The following is a 21,347-nucleotide window of genomic DNA, read 5'->3' as shown; positions in this document are numbered from 1 at the left end:
TTATCGTCTTGACACGTATTTCCGTAGTCTATTGACCATGACGGCTAGACCATTAGGTGCCATAGCAATTTAGGAAAAGCTTACAGCGCCAATGCTATTAGGGAACGCTTCCTGAACATGGCGGCAAGTGAGGGAAAAAAACAAAACGGTGAAGCGGAAAAAGCGGTGCTTGGCGGTCACGCGAACGGGGTAAAAGAGCGTGGTTTTTCAGAGAACTGGAGTAGTCATGAGCAGTATATCAGCTTAGGAATGCCTGGATTGGCGCAGGTATTTGTTGGAAGCGGACTGGGTGCAGCAAGCCATTGATTGGGAATTGAAAGCGCAAACGAAAGAAAAGAAAGCGGATGCGGCTGTCGACTGGTTAATCTTCTGAGAATTTTTAAGGTTTTTGTTGTCCATTTTCTTCGCGTGAAGAGGACGGTTAGCTATCGCTATGCCCAAATTTTCAGGTTGGGTGCGGCTGATTTTGTGTAAGGGTTTGAGTGTGGATGATTAGAAAGTGCCGAGGATAGCTCTCCAAATTTATAAATATCTACTTAGTGAATCAACATGGATTACCGGCATTTTCTGATTTGAATCAGGAATGCTTGTCGGAATTGTGTCGATTGAACGCGCTGAATCACGTGCTGTTTGAATGTCTTTTACTGTGCCTTTCCTAGAAAATTGATTCTTTATGCTATCATCTGTTCGATTATTCTGTTTATCCGAAGCATGACATGCACTTAATAAAATCAAGATTGATAAGTGGAACATAATTAATAAACGACACCTCATTCTGATTGAAAATTTATTTATCAACATAAAAAAAGCTTTAAAGTTTTCAAGTTCTGTCTCCTAGTTTATTCTCGAATGCGCATTGACTCTATAGGGAAATTATGAACCATGATTATATCAAAACACCAATAATACGCATTATTTCAAATATGATTATATAACTGAGATATAGTATTCTCTATTGTATAAAAATATTATTATTATTTCTTTTTGATGCAAAAAGACTGAGTGTTAATGTTATTTGTAAATATAAGTAAGAATTAAATAGTCCAATTTGGGAAATTTTCAGATTTTTTGTCCCAATTATTTAAATCAGCCTAGTTATTAATTTATTTAATAGTATTAATTGACGCGTTTTTTTGGAAAAATATAAGCTGGTTTTTATGAAAAACAACTATTCACAGCCCTAAACTTAATCAATGAGCAAACGTGTGTTTAAATCAAAAGTCCTGCAATACAGACGGAATTTGAATTCAACACTGCTTTAAGTGCAGCAGAATATGTATGTGGAGCAATTACTGAAAGGTTATCAGATAAAATCAACAATATATCAGACTTTGTCAACTCAGGTAAGATCACTAACCTAAGCTTAGAAACTACTCAAATATTAAATCTGCTATCAATAGAATTGATATCGGTTATTTCACGGGCTTTCACTATAGAAACGCCAGATGAATGGTATGTTGTAAATAAATGGATGGCAAGCTTTGCCGACCATGTGGTTATTAGCTGGTAGGTTATTCGTTGTGAGCGGCGAAGGAATGCTGCTGGCTGGATTTTTACCTTAAGTTTCCGAACCATTAAGGGTGGTATGTATAGCCTTGTTCATAGTTTGCTAAACAAATAGACTCCCACTAATAGGAATTGTTTGTTTCCCAACATGGAGTTGGAGTTGCTTAACCCGGTCTACTTTTGGTTCGTTTACTAAATTTCCGTAACCACTAAAGCTCCTTTGTGCAGCGATATATATCATCAACACGCAGATGGCTGTCGCGATGGAGAACTCTATTTTACTGTATTTCATATCTTGATTAAGATTATGCCTTAAGCATAAGGCAACCAGGATAGCTATAAAATAAATACGATCGCCGTACCGAAAAATGTGACGAAAAAGTCTGGAAACCTAATTTATATATCCAAACTGGATTTTTTTGGAATGTGTCGCTACAAGAGAACTGTTCCTAATTAAAGGCGAATGTTCAACATGAATAGAAAATTTTCTATCTTTATTCAGCGACAGCCGGGACGCTGACGCTCGTTAATTAATTTTATACGGTAGCTGGTGTGTATGAACATTGTTTTACCATAAAAAAAGGAAAGTAGCTACATTGTTGTGTAACTACTTCATTTTCAAGTAGCGGTAAGGAAGATCGAACTGCCGATCTTAGGGTTATGAACCCTGATTTTATTTGCATAATTTATCAGTTCCGTTTTTATTAATATTCTGTCGATCAAAAAACATGTGTGCTAAGTTGAAATTTTAAATTACAGCGCGTTTTACTCTTAAACATCAGTTCGCTTGCGATGCAAACGCATTTTGTCTATCTTTACAATAGACAACGATTTACAGTTATAGGAAGGCTTGAGCTTAAGTAGCCTGGATATTTGATAACTGACGATATAATACTGGGAGCATTGTGCTTATTAAGAGTGGGTTTTAGACTCATGGCAAATACGTGGCAATGGAGAAGTAAATATAACTTAACCTGTTGATTTACAGAATAAAAATCGGTAGGGTTCAAGTGCCTCCCTCACCGCCAAGAGTGATTACAAAAGACAACAAAAGCCTGTAAATGAATAACTTACAGGCTTTTTTTATTTTGGTCATTTACCCAAAAAACACCAGGAATGCACATAAGTTCGTAGCAAAATCGTGGCAAAATAAAATTTTATGAAATTGCCACGAGTTGAATGCAAATCGGCATAATTGCGAATCGGAATCGACAACAAATGTTGTTGATAGTAATTAAAAGAGTTTCCGCGATAAAAGTTAAGAAAGACGAAAAAATGTGCCTGCTCTCCTTAAGCAGACACATCTTAAATATTAACTTTTCATCTTATAACGTAAATGAAGAACGAAGGAGTATTTTTCAAGTGGAGTTTTAAGGAAGGGAATAAATGCAGGCTCGCGAACCATATAAGTCACGACTTTGCATTCGTATAACCACACTTTTTATAAGTAGTATCTTTCCTGTAACCATTTGTATTTGGCTAATCACCGGCAATTAAGTTTTTATGAAAAAAGGGGGGGATTATATTTAATATAATTCCCCCTTTTTTAGCTTTGGGATAATTATCTGGATCCTTTATAGGTCAAAGTTCCTACAACAATTCTTTTGTTATTGTCATCGGCACCCCAATCAAAACCTAAATGGAAGGTTTTGGTTGCCGGGTCATAATAATTATCTACTCCCGGAGTATTTTTAAGAACAGCGTTACCGCTCGCAGTAACGGTTACTTTATTGGTTGCCGGGTCAACAGCTAACTGTAAGCCCGCCACCCCGCCAACACCGCTACCGTCATGCCAGAATATCTGGAAAGTATTAGCATTGGCTGCTATAGTTGCAACTTCCGATTCCTGACCATCAGGGAAATCTCCGCCTAAACTGACATCTGCTACACCATTTGCAAATCTTTTGATGTTACCGGCAAGCGTATAAACACCATCGTATTTATTTTTAACACTATAAAATGCATACAAAGTGTCCTTTGAGGCCGCATGTACCGCTAAGCCATCAGATTTGGTGATTTTGTAAGCCAGGGCATAAGTTTTTGAAAGATCTAACTTACTACCGTCAAGCTTAATTGCAAATTCCTTTTGAAAGTCACCCGGGGCAAAATTAAAGGTAAGGGAGCCGTCAGCTGCCTGAGTTGCATTGGTATTTGCAAGTGTATAAAATGATGGCGGCAAAAGCTCGTATGATGCATCGTTGGCTTCGTTGTAAGCATCAATAGCGCCTGGCAATGCAGTTACTACTACAGACTGGCCTGTTGCCAGATCAGCAGGTTTGGCTGCGTCTTTCTTTACAGAAAATACGCTGATGGTTTTTAAATCAGTAAACGGATCAAAAAACGTAGCGCTTTCCATAGAACCGGTAAAGCCGATGTATGATGTTCCTGCCGTTGGGTTCTCGTTTGACAAGTCGCCTGCAGGCACTTTGCGGCAAGCAGAAAACATCGTCAGAACAGAACAGGCAATCAGCATATGTTTTAGAAATATATTCCTTTTCATGTGTTTTAAATTAATAGTTGCAATTAGTTCTCTACATCCCACCATACGTGAGTATCTTGCGTATCACCACCTGTTCTGGCAACCGAAGCTTTAACATTAACCTCATTTGAGCTGTATTCGCTGGTAGGGTATACAAAGCGGCTTACAATCAATTTTGAAGCATTAACCGCATCCGGCGCCGGATTCAATGCAGGATAACCTTTTGGGTTGGCGGCGGTGGCCGATTTTCTCCAGACGTTCCATGCCTGATGACCATCAGGGTAGCTTGCAATCCACCTTTGAACAGTAATGTTGGCAATAGTTGGAGGCGCATTGGTAATATAAGCGGCGGTTGGCGCTGCTAAACCCCATTGATCATTTGAAGCGGTAATACCTTTAACGTAAAGCGTTGCTACTTCTTCAGAAGTCCATCCTAAAGATGCGGCTTCGGCCCTGGCAAGAAAAACCTCGCCAGCGGTAATGATAGTTACAGCGCCGGTAGTTGTGCGAAAATCGCCACGCATTACGCGGGCCCAATTGGGGTTCGCTTCAATAAATGCAAGTACGTTATTACGTGCCAAACCGTAGGTTACACCAATATCAGATGATTCGACATTGCCAATGACCTCGCTTTTACCTCCATAAACGCTAAGCCGCGGATCGTTTAGCCCTTTAAGCATATCGGTCATGGTTGCAGATTCTGCAAAATCTTTACGACCATCGTAAATGTTATACCATGGGCTTTTAATACCGCCACCGGGGAAGGTAACTTTCATATTTTGGCTGTTGGTTTCGATTACACCGGCTGCTATAGCTTCCTTGGCGGCAGTTGCCGCGTAAGCGCTGGCGCTGGGAACCTTTGAAAGCTGAACAGCAGCTAATAATTTAATGGAGTTTGCAGCACGTTTCCATGATGCAACATCGCCATTGTAAATTACATCTCCCGCCAGGGATGAGCCGTCAAGCTCGGCCTGTGCCGATGTTAACGTAGCGATAATACCCTTGTAAATAGTTTCCTGGGTATCGTATTTGGGTTGAATGGCCTGCAATCCTTTCAGGGCTTCGGTATACGGAAGTTCTCCCCATGAATCTGTCAGTACCCAAAATATGTATTGTTGTAAAATTTTGGCAACTGCAGACGAGGCTTTGCTTTGATTAAGATTAATAATGTTTTGCAGGTCATACAACGGGCCAGAATAATAAGGTGTAAAATCATTCTGGGGTAAAGTATATAATGATGTGCCTGAATACTGCGTTTCCGTAAAAAATTGCGCGTACTGGCCGCCTGCAATGGCAGGAGTACCTGTTGATGACAAACCGGTAGCGCTTACTTCTGCATTGGTAAGTAAACCAGCTATCAGAGGTTGGGTTGTAGCGGTTGGGTTTTGGTTAACATTGCCAAAGTCTTTCAACTTGTTACAGCCCGAACCAATCCAAACAAACGCGGCTGCCAGTGTATAAATATATCTTTTTTTCATTTTCTTTAAATCTAATGGTGTAGTTAGAATGTTACTTTAAGATTAAAACCTAAACCTCTTGTACCTGGTAACTGACCTGTTTCACCTTGTTGTGTGCTGATCTCTGATGGATCGTAATCTTTTGATTTGGCGTACATTAGCCATAAGTTACGGCCGGTTATATCAAAACGGGCCGATTGTATAACTTTACCTAAGCCTAATTTATCAACCGGAATTTTGTATCCGATAGATACCTCACGAAGTTTAACAAAGGTTAGATCGTAGATGTATGAATCGTAAGTTTTGTTGTTGGTTAGTCCCTGGAAATAGGTTTTAGCATCAATGTAATTAGTTACCGCGACTCCTTTCTCGTCAACACCACTAACTTTAACACCGCCACCGTCAGCAACAGGATCACGCACAGGAACACCTTTATCATTAAGTGCAGCGGTTGCAGCGGTTAACCCGCTGAATTGTCCCCAACGGTTTGATAATGAAACAAATTTACCGCCAATCTGATAATCAATATTGGCATTAATTACAAAGCTTTTGAATAGCGTGAATGAGTTTTGGATACCGCCGGTCCATTTTGGAAGCACACTGCCAAAGTATACGTTTGGATCATTGGCATACATACCGTTGGCAGCAATAATCGGAACACCGGCTGCATTACGTTTTATACCGTTGCCATAAATCTGCCCCCACTCTTTACCTTCTTCAAACACCATATAAGGCATATCAGTTCCCCAAACCTTATCGTCGGGGTTTGTATAGCGTGTTACGCCATATTTCTTACTAACCTCTATAACCTTGTTCTGCAACTGGCGGGCGCCATTGATGGTTACATCCCAATTAAAATTATTGATCCTTACAGGCGTGCCGCTTATGGTAAGCTCAATGCCTTTTCTCTTGATTTTTCCAAAGTTTGTCAATATGCTCGAAAAACCGCTGGCTGGGTTAACGGTTACTGATGCAGGGAAATCAACATCGGTACCTACGTAATAGGTAGTTGATAAAGCTAACCTGTCATTAAGAAAACGCAGATCCAAACCAAATTCTGTTTGTTTAAACACGGCACCGTGTAATTGAGGATCAACACTCTGATCTGGAGAGGTCATTAATATGTTGGGGCCAAATTTGTATTGGTTAACACCATAAACAGTATTGTTTCTGTAGCCACCATAATTATCATTTGCTGTTGCAAGAGCCTGCGGGGTTTCACCGTATGATACCCTTACTTTACCGAAACTTAACCAGTTGTTAAATTGCGGTAATAGTTCGCTGAACACAAATGAACCGCCAAATGACTTTGCCAATACGCTGTTATCCTGAGGGAAAAGGGAGGAGTACCAATCATTGCGCACCGTGCCATCCACAAATAAGAAATTTTTGTAACCCAATGTCGCCTTGGCAAATAAAGCCCGGTATTGCTCATTTGTACGATTGTTAAACACTACCGGCGCGCTAACAGAGTTGGTTATGCTGTAAAGATCGGGAATGCTTAAGCCATCCACCGTGTTACCGCCGTTATCTTTGTAGCTTCTGTTGTAAATATCGCTACCCGCGTTCACGTTAATGTTAAAGTCGGCTATCTTTTTGTTATAAGTTGCCAGCAACTCGTAATTTTCCCTATTCTCATAATAATTATAGGTACGATAATAGTTTTTTACACCGGTTTGTGAACCGCTTTGCTGAAGTATAGCCGGTATGAATTCTTCCTGCCACTCGTTTTTTGCGTTTTTGCGGTAAGTTGCTTTTATGTTAAAGTCGTTATTAAGCTTATATTGTAAATATATGCTGCCATATAAACGATCGCGTTGGTTGTCTTTAGTGTTAAGCTCGGCTATTTTGTACATGTTGTACCAATAGTTACCCGCGTAAAAATAACCGGGGTTATCTTCGGTGTAAGATGTTGGATTTTGGTGGTTCCAGCTTACATAAGTACCGTCGGGACTTTTAAGGTCTTGAAGTTCCTTTATAATGCCCATATCCAGGTCGCGGTGCATCCACTGATTAAAGTTACCTGAAGAAGCATTGGCATAACCATCGCTGATATTACCATGCACCTGCTGACTAACAAAATTAACATTTGCACCAGCAGTAAAATGTTTACCTAAATCATAGTTAACGTTCAGGTTAAATACATTTTTCTTTAAATCAGAGTAGGGTACTATACCATTTACATACTGATTATTGTATGACATCCTGATGTTATAATCATCGGCTGACTTTGTAAAGGCAATACCATTATTAAGAGCAGTACCTGTTTCAAAAAAGTCGCGGGCATTGTTTGGTTGCGCTACAAGCTTTGCCGTTTTAAAGGAATATTTAGTTCCCGCGGCCCATGCATACCAGGGAATATATTCTTGTCCTACCATTTTGGGACCCCAGCTGCTGTCATCAGTATAGTCCGGATAAAATTTGCCATCCAGTGCTTTCCAACCTTCCGGGTCTCCGGCTTTGTAGTGGTATTGCATCAGATCTGCAGCGGCACCACCGGCATAAGTGTTCTGGTAGTTAGGCAAAATATAAACCTTATCAAAGTTTACACCTGCGTTTAGCTCAATACCAACCCCTTTAACTTTTCCGCCTTTTTTTGTTGTGATTACAATGGCACCGTTTGCACCGGCTGAACCAAACTGGGCAGACGCGGCAGGACCTTGCAATACCGTGATATTTTCAACATCATCGGGGTTAAGGTCATCGGAGTTAGGTAAAATGGTACCGTCAACAACATAAAGTGCACCTGCACTGTTGCCAAAACCTGTAGCACCGCGCAACCTTACCTGTGTGTTACGACCGAGCGCACCTACAGATTGGCTGCGTACCTGGAGACCTGCAACCTTACCTGCCAAGGCGTTGTTGACATTTGGCTGGCGAATAGTGTTCAGTGCATCAGACTTTACAACCTGGGCAGCGTAAGAAACCGAGCGTGAAGTTTGCTTGGTGTTAAAAGCGCCTGTTACAACAACCTCGGCCAGTTGGTTGTTCACAGGCGCGAGAGCCACGCTCATTGGATTAGTGCTGGCCGCCATTTCCAACGGAGTGTAACCAATAAACTTGAAGGTCAGGATAGCGTTGGCCGGAACGCTTACGGAGAATTTGCCGGCGGCGCTGGTTTGCGTCCCGATTGTCGTACCTTTTACAACTACAGATACGCCAGGCAGGGGTAATCCGTCGTCTTTTGCAGTTACCGTGCCGGTAACGATCGTGTTTTGTGCAAATACGGCGTTAATAAATAACACAATAAAGCAAAAACTTGTGAGTAAGAGTTTTTTCATTGTATAAATCAGTTATAGTTAATTATCAAAATTATATTATTAACAATAAAAGCAAAATAAAATTTAAAATATTTTAAATTTTAATGTTTTTAGTTGATAAATAATAAATTTATGTGGTATTTTTTATGAAAATTTATAATAATTATTGAATTGACTAATTCTTCATCAATAATTCATGTTATTATTATAAATAATGAGTGAATAATTGGTTTTTTTAGGAAAATAGAGGTGGAAATTAAACTGTAACGGAAATATTACTCTTAAAATTGACTAAAATGTCAAAAATTTGGTGTGAAAAAACATGAAACGCGTCTATCTAACATGGATTTTATGTTCATGAGTCGATGGGATTGTTCGAAGAAGAGAGAGTTTTTTCAAAAAAAATGCAGATTTCATGAAAAAAGTGAAATGATAATACCTTTTACCAACAAAATCTGAACAAACAGGGCTCACGTTATAACCCAACAAAAGCTTTAGTTGATGCCTATTTATGTACAGATGGTTTACCAATAGGTAAATCACCTGTATACAAAGAAGATACCTACGAAAATGTATGGGCAAACAGGGATCCCCGCATGCGGATGACAATTCTGGCTCCGGGAGAATCCTGGGGTGAAAAAAAAAGATGGTAACCCTGCCAACACCAATCCATTGATTTTTACGGCACCTAAGTTCGTGTCTGATAAACTGGGTTCTGTTACCATAACCGGGTATAATTTCACAAAATAAGTTGAACTGACCACTGTATCTCAAATGTCAAAAGATCAGAACGATATTTACATATTACGCCTGGCCGAAATCCTGCTAAATTATGCTGAAGCTAAGTTGGAGGAGGGAACGCTTACCCAAACTGATATTGATGTTACTATTAATAAATTAGGAGACAGGGTAGGGATGAAAAGAATGTCAATCACCGAACTTGCTGCTAACGGGCTTGACCTGCGTACTGAAATAAGAAGAAAACGTGGAGTTGAATTAGCACGTGAAGGCCAGAATTGGTTTGATATGATGCGCTGGAAACAAGGTGCATTGCTTGGTGACGATGTAATGGGAGTGAAAAGGTCATTAGTGTTATCTCAAAGCCAGGTAAGTAATGTGGCTGTTGATAATGATGGTTACGTGATTGTTCAAACCGGAAGGCAATTTGGTGATCCTAAACATTATCACTGGCCGGTTCCGTTTATTCAGTTACAAAGAAATCCGGCATTGAGTCAAAACCCGGGTTGGTAAATAAGTTTAACGATGAGTACACAGCAAATGAGAATATTTAAATATGTAGCCTGACTTGTAATCATCTGCCGGTATTAGCATTGATTCAAATATCCGATAAAAGAAATAAAGCGGATTTTGTACTTGTAAATCCAATAACAAAAAAAGCTGCAGATATCATATCTGCAGCTTTTTAGTTAAATAACAATTTTAGGTCGATAATTATATCGAGAAATAATTATCCCTCCAGCACTTTCATTATCAACTTATCGCGGGTGAGAAATTAAATTGGGATAATGTTTGTTCGAAGTGTATTGACTGGGAAGAGGGCATTATATTCAACAAGCATTATTATCCCTTTTAACCCAGCTATAGATGCTCACCATCATAATAATATAAAGGATGATATTAAACAGGGTATGATGATCGATTGCTTGATTAGCTTTTCGGTTCCAGAATAAGGCCAGTATGACAAGTCGTGCTATGTTGAGCAACTGTATAACCAGGATTGCCGGGAGTAAAAATAAAAGTTTTTGGCTTAGTTTTTTGGGATATGCTATTACAAAGGCTGTGATAAAACTCATCAGACCAAAACCCAGGCAATCATAAGCCAAACGAATGGCGTCCCTTCCAACAACCAATAAGTCTATATGATTGTGAATAACTGTAAAACCAAACCAGTTAATGACGAGTGAGGTCGCTGATAATAAAATAGAGCGCAGTCCCTCAATATAGTTCAGGTGTGTTGCTAAAAAAGAGTTGTAATGGTTTCCAGGACTGGTAATACCCAGAAACAATAGATTAAAATAATAGAAAACAAAAAACAGTACTGAAAATTTCAATACGAATTTGAAAGGTGATAATTGATGATTTGAAACCTGATTTGGATTGCTTTTAAGGAGTTCCTCAATTTTAATGTCAACCACAAGCCGGAACCAGAAAGCCTGCAGAAAATGAAATATTATACCAGTGCGCCCTTCAAGTATGCCCAACTGAAATATCATTCGATAGGAAAAATATAAGGCCGGCCTCACATAGCGCGGCAACTGCCACCATAGCCGCTTGAACCACGCCTTACGTTCATCAGGCGTGCCAATCAGATTGGGTTGAAGCGTTTGGCCTCTGATATGCATCAAGCGTTCTACTTCCTCCTGGGCCACCAAATCGCTATATCGATTATGTTTATCTATCCAGAAAGATATGTTGTTTTCCTTTAAGTTTTCTTCTATAAGATAACCCCTTTTCCAGGTTAGTTTTTTACCTGGAACGATGAACCGGTGATCCATATTTTCGTTCAGATCAGAATGTCCTATACCAAACCGGAATATTTTGAGTTGGTAAAAAGGATAATAGCCGCCGTGCCGGATCCAGCGCCCCTTGAAAAAGTTTTTACGATTAACGTATATGCCATTGATCTCCGCTGGATTTTCTTTCTCAAAGCTGTTCAGCATTCCCATCAGCTCAGAGCTGACTACCTGATCTGCATCAAGGCAAATAACCCAAGGCGTGACGATGTCGAAATTTCGTAAGGCGTAATCCCATTGCATAGGGTGATTAACAAACTTATGCATAAGAATAGTAGCCCCTGCCAGTTTTGCAATTTCTAAAGTTGCATCTGTACTGCCCGAATCCAGGATGAACAATGGCGCATTTAAGCCATTAATGGAAGCCAGCAGGCGGGGTAAATGTTGCTCCTCATTATAAGTAAGAATGATAACGGAATAGAAAGGATTCATTGATGATTAGCCGTTATCCCATTGTAAAGAGCAATGTATTGTTTAAGGAGCTTCTCACTATCAAAATCTGCAAGGATTTTGGCAGGAGCTATTTTGCGAATGCGGTCCAATTCATCAGTATCATTAAGAATATGATTCAATTTATTGCTGATATCACCCGGATTAAGCTCACAGTCCCAGCCTAAACCGCCTTTCGTAACATAGTTGGATAAACCCACTTTTTTACTAAGTAATACTGGCGTTCCCTGACTTAGGCTTTCAATTACCACATTGCCGAAGTTTTCATCATGAGAGGTCAGCACCAGCAGATCATGCTCTCGCAGCAGTTCAAACTTTTGCTCATTTTGAAAGCCTATCCAGGAGATGTGGTGGTCCACCTGGTTTTCTTTGGCCAGCATTTTTAACCAGCTGATGTAATTTTTATCCCCGTCACCGGCAACTGTGAGTGTGTATGGGAAAGTTAGCTCAGGTAATGAGCGGATCAATATATCCAAGCCTTTTTTTTCTTCTATACGCGAAAGGAAAATTAATCGGGAAGGGGATGAAATATGCCTGATCAACTTATTTTCCAAAGGAGAGGATTTTACAAAATTAGCTATATTGGTGATGCTCTTTGGGGTGATGATAGCACGAACGGCTTCGTTTTCCCTATCCGAAGTAGTATGGAAATGGCATTTTTTTAACAATGATATGCCAAGCAGGCGATGAATAAGTAATTTGACACCCTTATGTTTATTTTGAAAGGAATAAGGGCTTAAAGTTCCTCTGGCAGATATTAATACAGGTACCCCCCGCCACACTGCTATAACACAGGATAATACGGATACAAGGTTCCACCAGGCGTGGATATGCACTACATTATAATTTTTTACGGTTTTCCACAAAGATTTTAACAGAGCAGGCGAAAAATGGCTATGGTCTTTAGTGATGCGCTTGAAATAGTTCACCTGAACTCCATCAATAAATGCACTGCTCCCGGGTATCACATCAAGCTCATGGTCTCCGTTTGCTGTTGTCGTGAATACATTCACTGGGTGGCCCGCTTTGGAAAGTTGCTCACAAAGCATGGCAACAGACATGATTGGGCCGCCGTAAATAAACGCGGGTTTGTATGAGGCCGATATTTGAAGTATCTTCAAATTTGCTTTGATGTACAAATGTTATGCGATGTTTGCTTTGACATTTATACCTTATCTATGAAGGTTTTTTCAACCCGGTTAAATATAATTGTACCTACCAGCAATATGATGAGTGTAGTTATCAAACTGTAGCCTATAAGCTCCCAGCTGAAAGCTCCGCGCCCTAAAAAACCATACCTGAAAGTTTCAATGATAGCCGTTACCGGATTAAATCTGATCAACCAACTGTAAGCCGGGTATTTTTGTTCAACAACAGATAGGGGAAAGATAACGGTTGTTGTATACATTAAAAGTGGGACGCCAAAAGATACAATGAATGCAAGATCGCGGTATTTGGTGGTTATAGCTGATATAATCATACCTGCACCCAAACCCAGAGCGGCAATCATGGTAATTAGGAACGGAAGTGCTATAATGAAAATATTAGGGCTAATAAGCGAACCTTTCAACCAATAAAAAAGATAAAGCAGAAGAAACAAAATAAACTGGACCCCAAATTTTATCAGGTTTGATAATACAATGCTCAGGGGCATGATTAAACGGGGGAAATAAACCTTTCCAAGCAGACCTGCATTATCCCTAAAAACGGTCGAGGTTTTTGTAAGACATTCTGCAAAGTAACTCCAGATAATAGTTCCGGCAAGGTAAAACAACGGTTTCGGAAGACCATCTACAGGTATAGCCGCCAGGTTGCCGAAAACCAAAGTATAAAAAAGTATAGTGATGACCGGCTGTATGAAAAACCAGATTGGGCCGAGTATCGTTTGTTTGTAAAATGATACAAAATCACGGCGTACGAGCAATATGAGCAAGTCGCGGTATTGCCATACATCTTTAAGTTTTAAGTCTAAAAGCTTGCTGTTCGCAGTAATTTCTATATCCCAGTTTTCGTCGTCAGTTAACGTATTCATTCATGTAAAAGCTCCTGTAGTTGATCAATATATTTTGCTTCGTTGAAATAACCCAAGCATTGTTTTTGTAACTGTTTACGTTTAGCCGGTGTTAATGGCTTATCCAGGTAATCAGCTATGCAGGCATGCAATTCCGTCAAATTATCTGTATTGATAGCTTTGCCTAATTCTCCGTCGCGGATAGCATCAACACTACCATCGGCGTTGCCGCAAATAACCGGCAATCCGCAGGCTAAGGCTTCAATAAATACAATCCCAAACCCTTCTTTTTTACTGGGTAAAACAAATAGATCCGCAAGTAAAAAATGATCAACGAGTTCATGTTCTTCTATAAAACCGGTAAGTATGATATGCTCCGACAAATCATACTGGCTAATAAGGTCATGAATTCTTATATCCTCCAGTGGGTCATATTTACCCGATAATACATACCTGATGTCAGGAAATTGTTTTTTTAAATAACTAATAGCTTCTATTACAAGCTCATATCCTTTATATTTTTCTGTGGCTGCCATACGAGTCAGGGTGAAAATAACCCGGTGCTTATCGTTTAGACCATAACGCTCGAGTAAATAGGCTGCTTTTTCAAAAGTATCAGGTAGTTTCATGAACGGATCGATAGCATTGTTCAAGACCACGCAAGCTTCTTTTGCTACTTGCTGCCTTTGAATCATCTGCTGCCTTGTGTATCTACTTACGCAAATAATTTTGTCACAGCGTTGTAACAGACTTTTTTGGATGAACGAAAGTGGTCGCCAGATTTCTATACCATGGGCTATTGCCCATACTTTACATTTGGGATTGGTGAGTTTAATGAGCAATCCTATGATGGCGAGATTAATGTGGCTTAATATGATAATATCAGGCGGCTTTATCAGCGCCTGCAAAGCGAATTTTACCTTGTTAATGCCAAATCCTCTGAAGTTTTCCCTGGGCACATATTGACTCATCAGATCTGCCGGGTTGTCGTAAGCGGACCATAACTCAGATGTCCAGTTGTTGGCCGAGGCGATCTTTTGGAGCGAATGCCCCAAAGTACGGGTCATTTTTTGAATGCCGCCTGTCGTGCTAAAAGTTTGTAATGTAAAAAGTATTATTTTTTTAGGCATGGCCCTGTATCTGGTAAAGTGCGAAAATCTTAGACCAGTGTATTTCGTTGTTGCTGAATTTGCCAATCAGGTTTTTGGCCATCTTACCCCGGTAATGATCAACGTTAATGATAGCATGGTGCTGCATCATCCACTGTTGGAGGGGGAAGGTAAAACCCATTTTAGGCCTGTTCCATATATCAGTAGGCAACATGTCTTTAAAACTGTCAACAAGTAGTTTTTTGGGCTGCCGGTTATCAAATCTTAGAGCAGGATCAATGCTTGCCACCGCAGCGGTAAAATCTTCATCTAAAAAAGGTACCCTGACTTCGAGGCCATGACTCATGCTCATTACATCGGTGTCACGGAGTAATTGATTCTGCATATACAAATTGGTTTCAAGCCATGAGGCATGAACTTTATCGTAAGTGTTTGCGGGGATTACAGGTACGGCGTTAAAAAGTGTTTCCTTTATCTCATTACTATCTGCATCCAGCAACCTGGCAATTTCATTTGGTGAAAATAGTCCCCTTAGCAAAAGATGGTCAGCCAGTGGGTGTTCGTTTGTCAGAAAAGCCAGTTTTTTATATTTATCCGGCAGAAATACTGAAAAAGCTGAAAATAAAGATGGATTAATTTTTCGCAGATATTTCAGATATTTTATCCGGTTAAAGGATGGGTATCCGCCAAAAAGCTCGTCGGCGCCTATGCCAGACAATACAGCTTTCAATCCGTTTAAACGGGCATACTTGCTAATAAACCAGCTGTTTATGCCATCGGTTGTAGGCATATCCATCGCCTTCATGATATGTGGAAACGCGGCTTCAAAATCCTGCTGGCGTACCAAGTGCGAAAAACTTTCAGCATCCAGCTTATCGATGACTTTGCGTTGATATGACTGCTCATCATATTTTTTTTCGTTGAAAAAAATGGATATCGTTTTGAGCTTTTTTTCTTTTTGCCCATTGGCAATTAACGCGATGAGGCTTGAATCGATACCGCCGCTTAAAAATACGCCAACAGGGGCGTCAGCTATCAATTGCCTGCTTACGCTTTTTGTCAAGGCATTGTACACAATTTGCCGGGCCTCATGAACATCTGTGACCAGATTTTTTGTTTGAGGTTCACCATATGCAGTTATATTATACGATGATGAAGCATTGTCCCAGCGTAAAAAATGTCCCTTGGGTAAGCTGAAAACATCTTTCAGTGTAGTACAAGGTTCCGGGATATGGCCGTAAGCCAGGAACCTTATGCTCCACTTGTGGTCTTTTTCTGTATTGATACCGGCAGCGGAAAATGCCCTGATCTCTGAAGCAAAAACCAAAGCGCCATCCCGGGCTAAGTAATATATGGGTTTTATTCCGGCGGTATCTCTTACAAGATACGTTAGCTGGTTGAGGCGGTCATATAACGCGAAGGCGAACATGCCTCGTAGTCTTGCAAACGCATCAACTCCCCATTGAGAAAAGGCCGCAAGGATAATTTCTGTATCCGTGCCCGATCTGAATACCGCGCCCAGCTTTAATAATTCATTCCGGAGTTCAGGATAGTTGTAAATTTCACCATTAAAAGTAATCCAAAACTGGTGCAAATTATCAGCCATCGGCTGATGTCCCTTGCTGCTTAGGTCAATAATGGAAAGCCTGCGGTGACCCAAACCCAGGTGGCCCCGGTCATCGAGGAAAACACCTTCATCGTCAGGACCGCCATGCTGTAACATTCGGCACATAGTCTGTACCCTTTGATCTATTTCCGAAAGGGGAAGCCGGCTGTCAATTATTCCTGCTATCCTGCACATGCTTTATGATTTTTCATAGCTTCGCCTCATGAGTTACATTTTAATTATGTAATTCATTGATCTTTAATGCTTTTTATATTTATTTATAAAGCAGTGTCTTACGTTATTTCCGGTTAGTGTATAACTGGAAATTTATTACTGATCTGTCTAAAAACGTTCAATAAACGATGCCGCAACATGTACTATAATAGAGCGACCTATACTTTCCAATCTTAAAATAAGTTGTTTTTGAGACCGGCGTGATACCACTTCTCCAATCATTCCTTTTAATGGACCCGCTTTAATGATTATTTTTTCACCAGGCTGAAGATCTTCTTCTACAATTTCAAGCTCAAAAGAGCTTGCCATTAATAGTTTTAATTCGCTGATCTGTCGGTCAGGCATCGAAGCAGGTTTACCCGAAAAATATAAAAAACGGGAAATTCCTTTGGTCATTAATACGGCAGCCTGTTCATGTTCGGCTATGTTTACAAATACATAAGACTTGATCAATGGCTCTTCTACCCATTTGTTACGGTCACTCCATTTTTTGAGCTGACGGTGAAGAGGAAGGTAGGTTTGAATCCCTTTACTGGTTAATGCCTCAAGTGTTTTTTTTTCAGCACGTGGATGTGTATATACAGGATACCATTTTTTTGCCGTTACGCTTGTTCTTAAATTCATATTAAATGATATATATTTATTTTTTAAACCATCGTCCTATTTTCCACCATGGGCTCTTTTCATCGTTCAGATAATAGCCAGAATCTTCGTACCCACTGTAATCGGAATAATAATAATAGTGAGAACCAGCGCCCTCACCGCTAAATTTTGTTGTATAATACCTGGAATGCAGAACTTCTTCTGCATACGCGTTGAGTACAATCACTGTGTTGTTGAGCTGATACTCCTGTGATATACGCTGTGGTATAGAGGCTGCATAAAATTTTGATTTACCTGATCTTATCACAAATACATTAATGTCGCTCATACTAATAAGCGGAATGGCATCAGAGACCAAGCCGATAGGAGCGGTATCTATCATGACGATATCATACTTTAACTTTAACTGGTCAATCAGAACACGCATTCTCTCGCTATGTAATAATTCAGAAGGATTTGGTGGTACCGGACCGGAAGGTATAAAATCAAGATTTTTATGCTCTGAATGGAGAATGATATCTTCCATTTCAATTTGATGAGCCAGGTAATTACTTAATCCCTTATCATTATTAACCCGGAAGGTTTTATGAAGTCGTGAACGCCGTAGATCCGCACCAATAAGGATAACTTTTTTGTCAATAAGAGAAAGCGTGCTTGATAAATTAACAGCAACAAATGATTTCCCTTCTCCGGCAACTTCTGATGTGACACATATAACTTTGTGCTGTTTTTCGGAAGAAAGAAAGTTTAGATTAGTACGTACTGACCTCACCGACTCTGCAAATATAGACCTGGGTTTAATGAGTGCTAAGATTTCACTGTTGTCCTCATCAATAGGGTCCTGGAATTTCCTAATCACACCAAGGATGGGTATAGTGGTAAGGCTCTCGATGGTTTCCTTATCATAAATATAGGGATTGAGCACCCTTACAACGATGATCAACCCGAGACCTATGGCCAGTCCCAAGATAATAGCGGAACGATGTATGTCCCGCTCATTAGGTGATACTGCTGCAAAGTTAGGCTGCGAAAGCTCGATGATCGTGGCACCAGGCAATATACCGGCCCGACTTATCTGGGCTTCAAGTTTCTTTTCTGATAAGAACGAATAGACTTTGTCATTGATCTCAAAATCACGTTGCAGGCTTACCATATCGCGCTGGGCCGCCGGCATGGCCATTAAAGCCTCATTTACTTGGGCAAGCTGACCGTTAAGAAAATCCATGTTTTTTTCAATACCGCTGCGCATATCTTTGATATTATTAAGCGCGGTAACCTTAATTTGTAGCAATTTTTGGTTGATATCAATTATCGGTTTAGAATCAGCGTTATATGTTTTTAGCAGGGCATCTCTTTCCTGAATTAGATTATCAAGTTTAGTTATAGCTAATTCCAGTGTAGGATTAGTTGTACCGATATTAGTAAAGTTAAAGTTTACATTATTTTTTTCTCTTGTGATTTGATCCTTGAGCTGGTCGAGTGCGATGAGTTGTATTTTTAATAGCGCCTGGCTTGATTCTATTTCAGCAGCCTGGGTTGTTGATTTACTGGATGCTGTGGATATATCAACGATCTTTGATTTTTTCTTATACTTTTCAATGGAGTTTTCAGAACCCTTTACTTCGGTTGAGAGGAAAGATAGCTGGCTGTCAATAAAATCTATCATCTGCGAGGCCGACTGCGCCTTTTGATTACGATCGAAAGTAACATATTCGGTCATAATATTATTTAGTATATCGGAGGCAAATTGCGGGTTAGAGTCGGTTACCTGCAGCCCTATGATATTGGAGTTTTTTGCAGTTTCACCCATCTGCAAACCCCCTCTCACACGATTAATATAGTCTTCAGGTATGTTGAATTTGAATAAATAAGTTGTGTTTTTACTCAGAACACCTGGGTATTTTATGGAAAAACTTGTTGGGCCGATGTCTACAGTTGAACCGTAATCATATTTTTTTTGAACTTCTTTACCCGCAATGGCATATGTTAGTTCAAATGAGTTTTGATTTACAGATTTAAAACTGATTTGATCATGATAAAAGTTCAAACTGTCAAACTTAATTAGGTCAATGTCGAGTGGTTTTGCGGGGTATAGTTCAGTCGTTCGAACACGCCCCATGAGATAAAAACTAATCCGATAGTCCAGTTTTTTAATAGCATTTAGTATTAGATTACGGCTCTGTAATACCGTGGTGATACTTTGTATTTTTGAAGGTCCACGGTCTGGAACACTCATTACAGTGATGATGTCCGAAATTTCTGATTTCTTCTCTTCAATTTTTAATGTGCCTGAAGAAGCATACGTTTTGGGTGTATACCATAAATACGTATAGGAAATTATCACAGTTAAACCAACAGATGCAGCTATCCAATACCAGCGGCTCAACAATATTTTGGCGATCTTAAAATAATCGATTTCCTGGGTAAGTAGCTTTCTTTGCGTTTTTGAAATTTCTTCCATTAGCGATGTGAGATCGTGAAACTAATCAAAACAGTATTTAGTGAAAGCAACGCAGGTCGAGTAACAGTCAAAAATTTTCTAAGGCTTTCATTGTGCATAACCTGTTTGTTTTGATTTATACTTCCAATATAGCTGCTCTGAAGGGCAGGATAGAGGTTATCGATAAGCCTGCTATTATTGCGGCTGATTAATTTTATCCGCATATTGAATTGTTCTCCGTACACATGATGCGCACGTTTAAAGTTTGCTTTTGCTGTAAGGCCATCTGCTTCACTTATCATTTCAACCAAAGTAATTCTGTCTGTTGTTAAATTTGTAATTGCATTGCCTTTTTTCAAAAACCGTTAATTTCAAGTTTACGATTTTTAATTGACTATGAGTTTTTTTAATCAATTTTTACGATAAATCATCTTAATTTGTTTAGCTGTTTTAGTATTAAAAGCGCTCTCAAAGTAAATTCTTCACTCAGAAAAGACAAGCAGCTATTTATCTATCTGCATGCGAGACGTTAATTTAAAAAGAAGAGAATGTCGTGCAGACTGGTTCAGGACACCTTGCTTTTGTATTGAATAGAGCAAGCGCTAAACTGTATTCCTGATAATAGTGACTGAGCTGAGGAGGCTCTCTGACTTGATATTTTAGGCAAAGTAAGAATGCTCAAATGGCAAATTATCTAAGTAATGTCTATATACTACTTTTTGACTACCTCTAATGGAATATTACCCATCCACGCTGCTACTTCGGCAAATGAACTCCAATAAGAACCGAGTATTTTCTGAGTTCTTGACAGCGTGAACAAATCCGTAGCAGCATCTTGCATACCTCTTACCGTATTACGGCTCAATTCTTTGGCGTGGGAAACAATATATTCGCCAAAAATGTTAATAACCTGCCTTTCCACGTCTTGGTCATCGGTTGTCAAAAAAAAGGTAACGGATTTGTCCTTGGCAACTTCTTTATGCATTTGGCTAATAAAGAGCTCAATCGGGCTATTAATTATAGACATCTCGTTGTCCGTCCTCCTAATTTGTATGCCAATGGTGTTTGGAGAAAATTTTTGCAATGCGTTATCTATCTTATAGGCAACTTCAACAGCAGGCTTGAACAATTTAAAATTTTCCTGATTATCGTTGAGACATTGGCAGGTTTGGATGTAAATATCTCCATAACCCAAGAGTCTTTCGGTTATGTTGTCCATTGGAAAATCTCGTTCAGTAATGACATAATCTACTCCGGTAAGTCTATTTTTTAGAGCTGCCTTGATTCTGCATTTCAAATCTGGTTGTACAGAACTACAGATGTTTCTATAAACGCGTTTTTTTGATACTATTTTAAACTCGTGAATTGGTTCAAACAACAAATGAAAGGCGCAGTTCAATTCATGATTTTCGTTCCAGACCACAGATAACGGTTGATTCAATTGTTTCTTTAAAGAAATTGCCGTAGCAATTACCCTAATGCGATTAGCTAAACCACCAAGTGGTTCTAATATTATCATTGCAGAATTGTTAAGATTAATATAATAAAATTGAAATATTGAATCAATTTTTCAGGTATTCAGCACTTTCGTCATGACCTACTCAAATCAGTTACTGATTATTGTAAATATATTTAGAACGAGTTCTTCCAAATTAGTA

The 21,347-nt window shown here is 39.5% G+C and carries 15 protein-coding genes; 3 read left to right on the top strand and 12 right to left on the bottom strand.

Annotation, left to right across the window (positions count from 1 at the left end; translation table 11 throughout):
* The first annotated feature begins 117 nt into the window (after positions 1–117).
* A complete protein-coding gene (locus tag QWZ01_RS10260; protein WP_290323223.1) occupies positions 118–306 on the top strand; it encodes a hypothetical protein in 189 nt (62 codons plus the stop codon).
* A 2,761-nt stretch (positions 307–3,067) separates the two neighbouring features.
* On the opposite strand, the gene QWZ01_RS10255 is transcribed toward QWZ01_RS10260, so the two are convergent.
* From QWZ01_RS10255 to QWZ01_RS10245, 3 genes are read right to left on the bottom strand one after another with little or no spacing between them, the layout of a single operon-like run.
* On the bottom strand, positions 3,068–4,006 hold the full coding sequence (locus QWZ01_RS10255; protein ID WP_290323222.1) for a DUF1735 domain-containing protein: 939 nt from the start codon (positions 4,004–4,006) through the stop codon (positions 3,068–3,070).
* Between the two features lie 23 nt (positions 4,007–4,029).
* On the bottom strand, positions 4,030–5,463 hold the full coding sequence (locus QWZ01_RS10250; protein ID WP_290323221.1) for a SusD/RagB family nutrient-binding outer membrane lipoprotein: 1,434 nt from the start codon (positions 5,461–5,463) through the stop codon (positions 4,030–4,032).
* Positions 5,464–5,486: 23 nt separating this feature from the next.
* Entirely contained in the window at positions 5,487–8,723 is a 3,237-nt protein-coding gene (locus QWZ01_RS10245) for a SusC/RagA family TonB-linked outer membrane protein (RefSeq protein WP_290323220.1), read from the bottom strand.
* 434 nt (positions 8,724–9,157) lie between these two features.
* Between QWZ01_RS10245 and QWZ01_RS10240 the strand changes: the two genes are divergently transcribed.
* Both QWZ01_RS10240 and QWZ01_RS10235 read left to right on the top strand, forming a co-directional pair.
* A complete protein-coding gene (locus QWZ01_RS10240) occupies positions 9,158–9,355 on the top strand; it encodes a RagB/SusD family nutrient uptake outer membrane protein (protein ID WP_353959406.1) in 198 nt (65 codons plus the stop codon).
* 121 nt (positions 9,356–9,476) lie between these two features.
* Complete coding sequence (locus tag QWZ01_RS10235; protein ID WP_290323219.1) at positions 9,477–9,953, top strand: RagB/SusD family nutrient uptake outer membrane protein; 477 nt, start codon at positions 9,477–9,479, stop codon at positions 9,951–9,953.
* A gap of 317 nt (positions 9,954–10,270) precedes the next feature.
* On the opposite strand, the gene xrtY is transcribed toward QWZ01_RS10235, so the two are convergent.
* The 9 genes from xrtY to QWZ01_RS10190 form a co-directional block, all read right to left on the bottom strand.
* On the bottom strand, positions 10,271–11,668 hold the full coding sequence (xrtY, locus tag QWZ01_RS10230) for an exosortase Y (protein WP_290323218.1): 1,398 nt from the start codon (positions 11,666–11,668) through the stop codon (positions 10,271–10,273).
* Positions 11,665–12,807 (bottom strand): XrtY-associated glycosyltransferase XYAG1, encoded by a 1,143-nt coding sequence (locus tag QWZ01_RS10225; protein WP_290323217.1) that lies wholly within the window; start codon positions 12,805–12,807, stop codon positions 11,665–11,667. The genes xrtY and QWZ01_RS10225 overlap by 4 nt, the downstream gene beginning before the upstream one ends.
* A 44-nt stretch (positions 12,808–12,851) precedes the next feature.
* Entirely contained in the window at positions 12,852–13,718 is an 867-nt protein-coding gene (locus tag QWZ01_RS10220) for an ABC transporter permease (protein ID WP_290323216.1), read from the bottom strand.
* A complete protein-coding gene (locus QWZ01_RS10215; protein WP_290323215.1) occupies positions 13,715–14,827 on the bottom strand; it encodes a glycosyltransferase family 4 protein in 1,113 nt (370 codons plus the stop codon). Before QWZ01_RS10215 ends, QWZ01_RS10220 begins: the two co-directional genes overlap by 4 nt.
* Entirely contained in the window at positions 14,820–16,607 is a 1,788-nt protein-coding gene (asnB, locus tag QWZ01_RS10210; protein WP_290323214.1) for an asparagine synthase (glutamine-hydrolyzing), read from the bottom strand. Before asnB ends, QWZ01_RS10215 begins: the two co-directional genes overlap by 8 nt.
* A gap of 147 nt (positions 16,608–16,754) precedes the next feature.
* Positions 16,755–17,270, bottom strand: coding sequence for a UpxY family transcription antiterminator (locus QWZ01_RS10205; RefSeq protein ID WP_290323213.1), 516 nt, complete (start codon positions 17,268–17,270; stop codon positions 16,755–16,757).
* A gap of 16 nt (positions 17,271–17,286) precedes the next feature.
* On the bottom strand, positions 17,287–19,710 hold the full coding sequence (locus tag QWZ01_RS10200; RefSeq protein ID WP_290323212.1) for a GumC family protein: 2,424 nt from the start codon (positions 19,708–19,710) through the stop codon (positions 17,287–17,289).
* Positions 19,710–20,048 (bottom strand): hypothetical protein, encoded by a 339-nt coding sequence (locus QWZ01_RS10195; RefSeq protein ID WP_290323211.1) that lies wholly within the window; start codon positions 20,046–20,048, stop codon positions 19,710–19,712. The genes QWZ01_RS10200 and QWZ01_RS10195 overlap by 1 nt, the downstream gene beginning before the upstream one ends.
* A 353-nt stretch (positions 20,049–20,401) precedes the next feature.
* A complete protein-coding gene (locus QWZ01_RS10190) occupies positions 20,402–21,208 on the bottom strand; it encodes an O-fucosyltransferase family protein (RefSeq protein WP_290323210.1) in 807 nt (268 codons plus the stop codon).
* Positions 21,209–21,347 lie beyond the last annotated feature (139 nt).

The sequence above is a fragment of the Mucilaginibacter aquaedulcis genome (genome assembly GCF_030409325.1).
Classification (GTDB): Bacteria; Bacteroidota; Bacteroidia; order Sphingobacteriales; family Sphingobacteriaceae; genus Mucilaginibacter; species Mucilaginibacter aquaedulcis.
Note: the sequence above shows the minus strand (reverse complement) of the source record. Positions and strands in the feature narration are given on the sequence as shown.

What these genes read in the sequence shown, in the direction of transcription:
- QWZ01_RS10220 (WP_290323216.1), bottom strand. Translation starts at nt 13,718, where the DNA reads ATGAATACGTTAACTGACGACGAAAACTGGGATATAGAAATTACTGCG.
- asnB (WP_290323214.1), bottom strand. Translation starts at nt 16,607, where the DNA reads ATGTGCAGGATAGCAGGAATAATTGACAGCCGGCTTCCCCTTTCGGAA.
- QWZ01_RS10215 (WP_290323215.1), bottom strand. Translation starts at nt 14,827, where the DNA reads ATGCCTAAAAAAATAATACTTTTTACATTACAAACTTTTAGCACGACA.
- QWZ01_RS10250 (WP_290323221.1), bottom strand. Translation starts at nt 5,463, where the DNA reads ATGAAAAAAAGATATATTTATACACTGGCAGCCGCGTTTGTTTGGATT.
- QWZ01_RS10245 (WP_290323220.1), bottom strand. Translation starts at nt 8,723, where the DNA reads ATGAAAAAACTCTTACTCACAAGTTTTTGCTTTATTGTGTTATTTATT.
- QWZ01_RS10205 (WP_290323213.1), bottom strand. Translation starts at nt 17,270, where the DNA reads ATGAATTTAAGAACAAGCGTAACGGCAAAAAAATGGTATCCTGTATAT.
- xrtY (WP_290323218.1), bottom strand. Translation starts at nt 11,668, where the DNA reads ATGAATCCTTTCTATTCCGTTATCATTCTTACTTATAATGAGGAGCAA.
- QWZ01_RS10260 (WP_290323223.1), top strand. Translation starts at nt 118, where the DNA reads ATGGCGGCAAGTGAGGGAAAAAAACAAAACGGTGAAGCGGAAAAAGCG.
- QWZ01_RS10190 (WP_290323210.1), bottom strand. Translation starts at nt 21,208, where the DNA reads ATGATAATATTAGAACCACTTGGTGGTTTAGCTAATCGCATTAGGGTA.
- QWZ01_RS10235 (WP_290323219.1), top strand. Translation starts at nt 9,477, where the DNA reads ATGTCAAAAGATCAGAACGATATTTACATATTACGCCTGGCCGAAATC.
- QWZ01_RS10200 (WP_290323212.1), bottom strand. Translation starts at nt 19,710, where the DNA reads ATGGAAGAAATTTCAAAAACGCAAAGAAAGCTACTTACCCAGGAAATC.
- QWZ01_RS10255 (WP_290323222.1), bottom strand. Translation starts at nt 4,006, where the DNA reads ATGAAAAGGAATATATTTCTAAAACATATGCTGATTGCCTGTTCTGTT.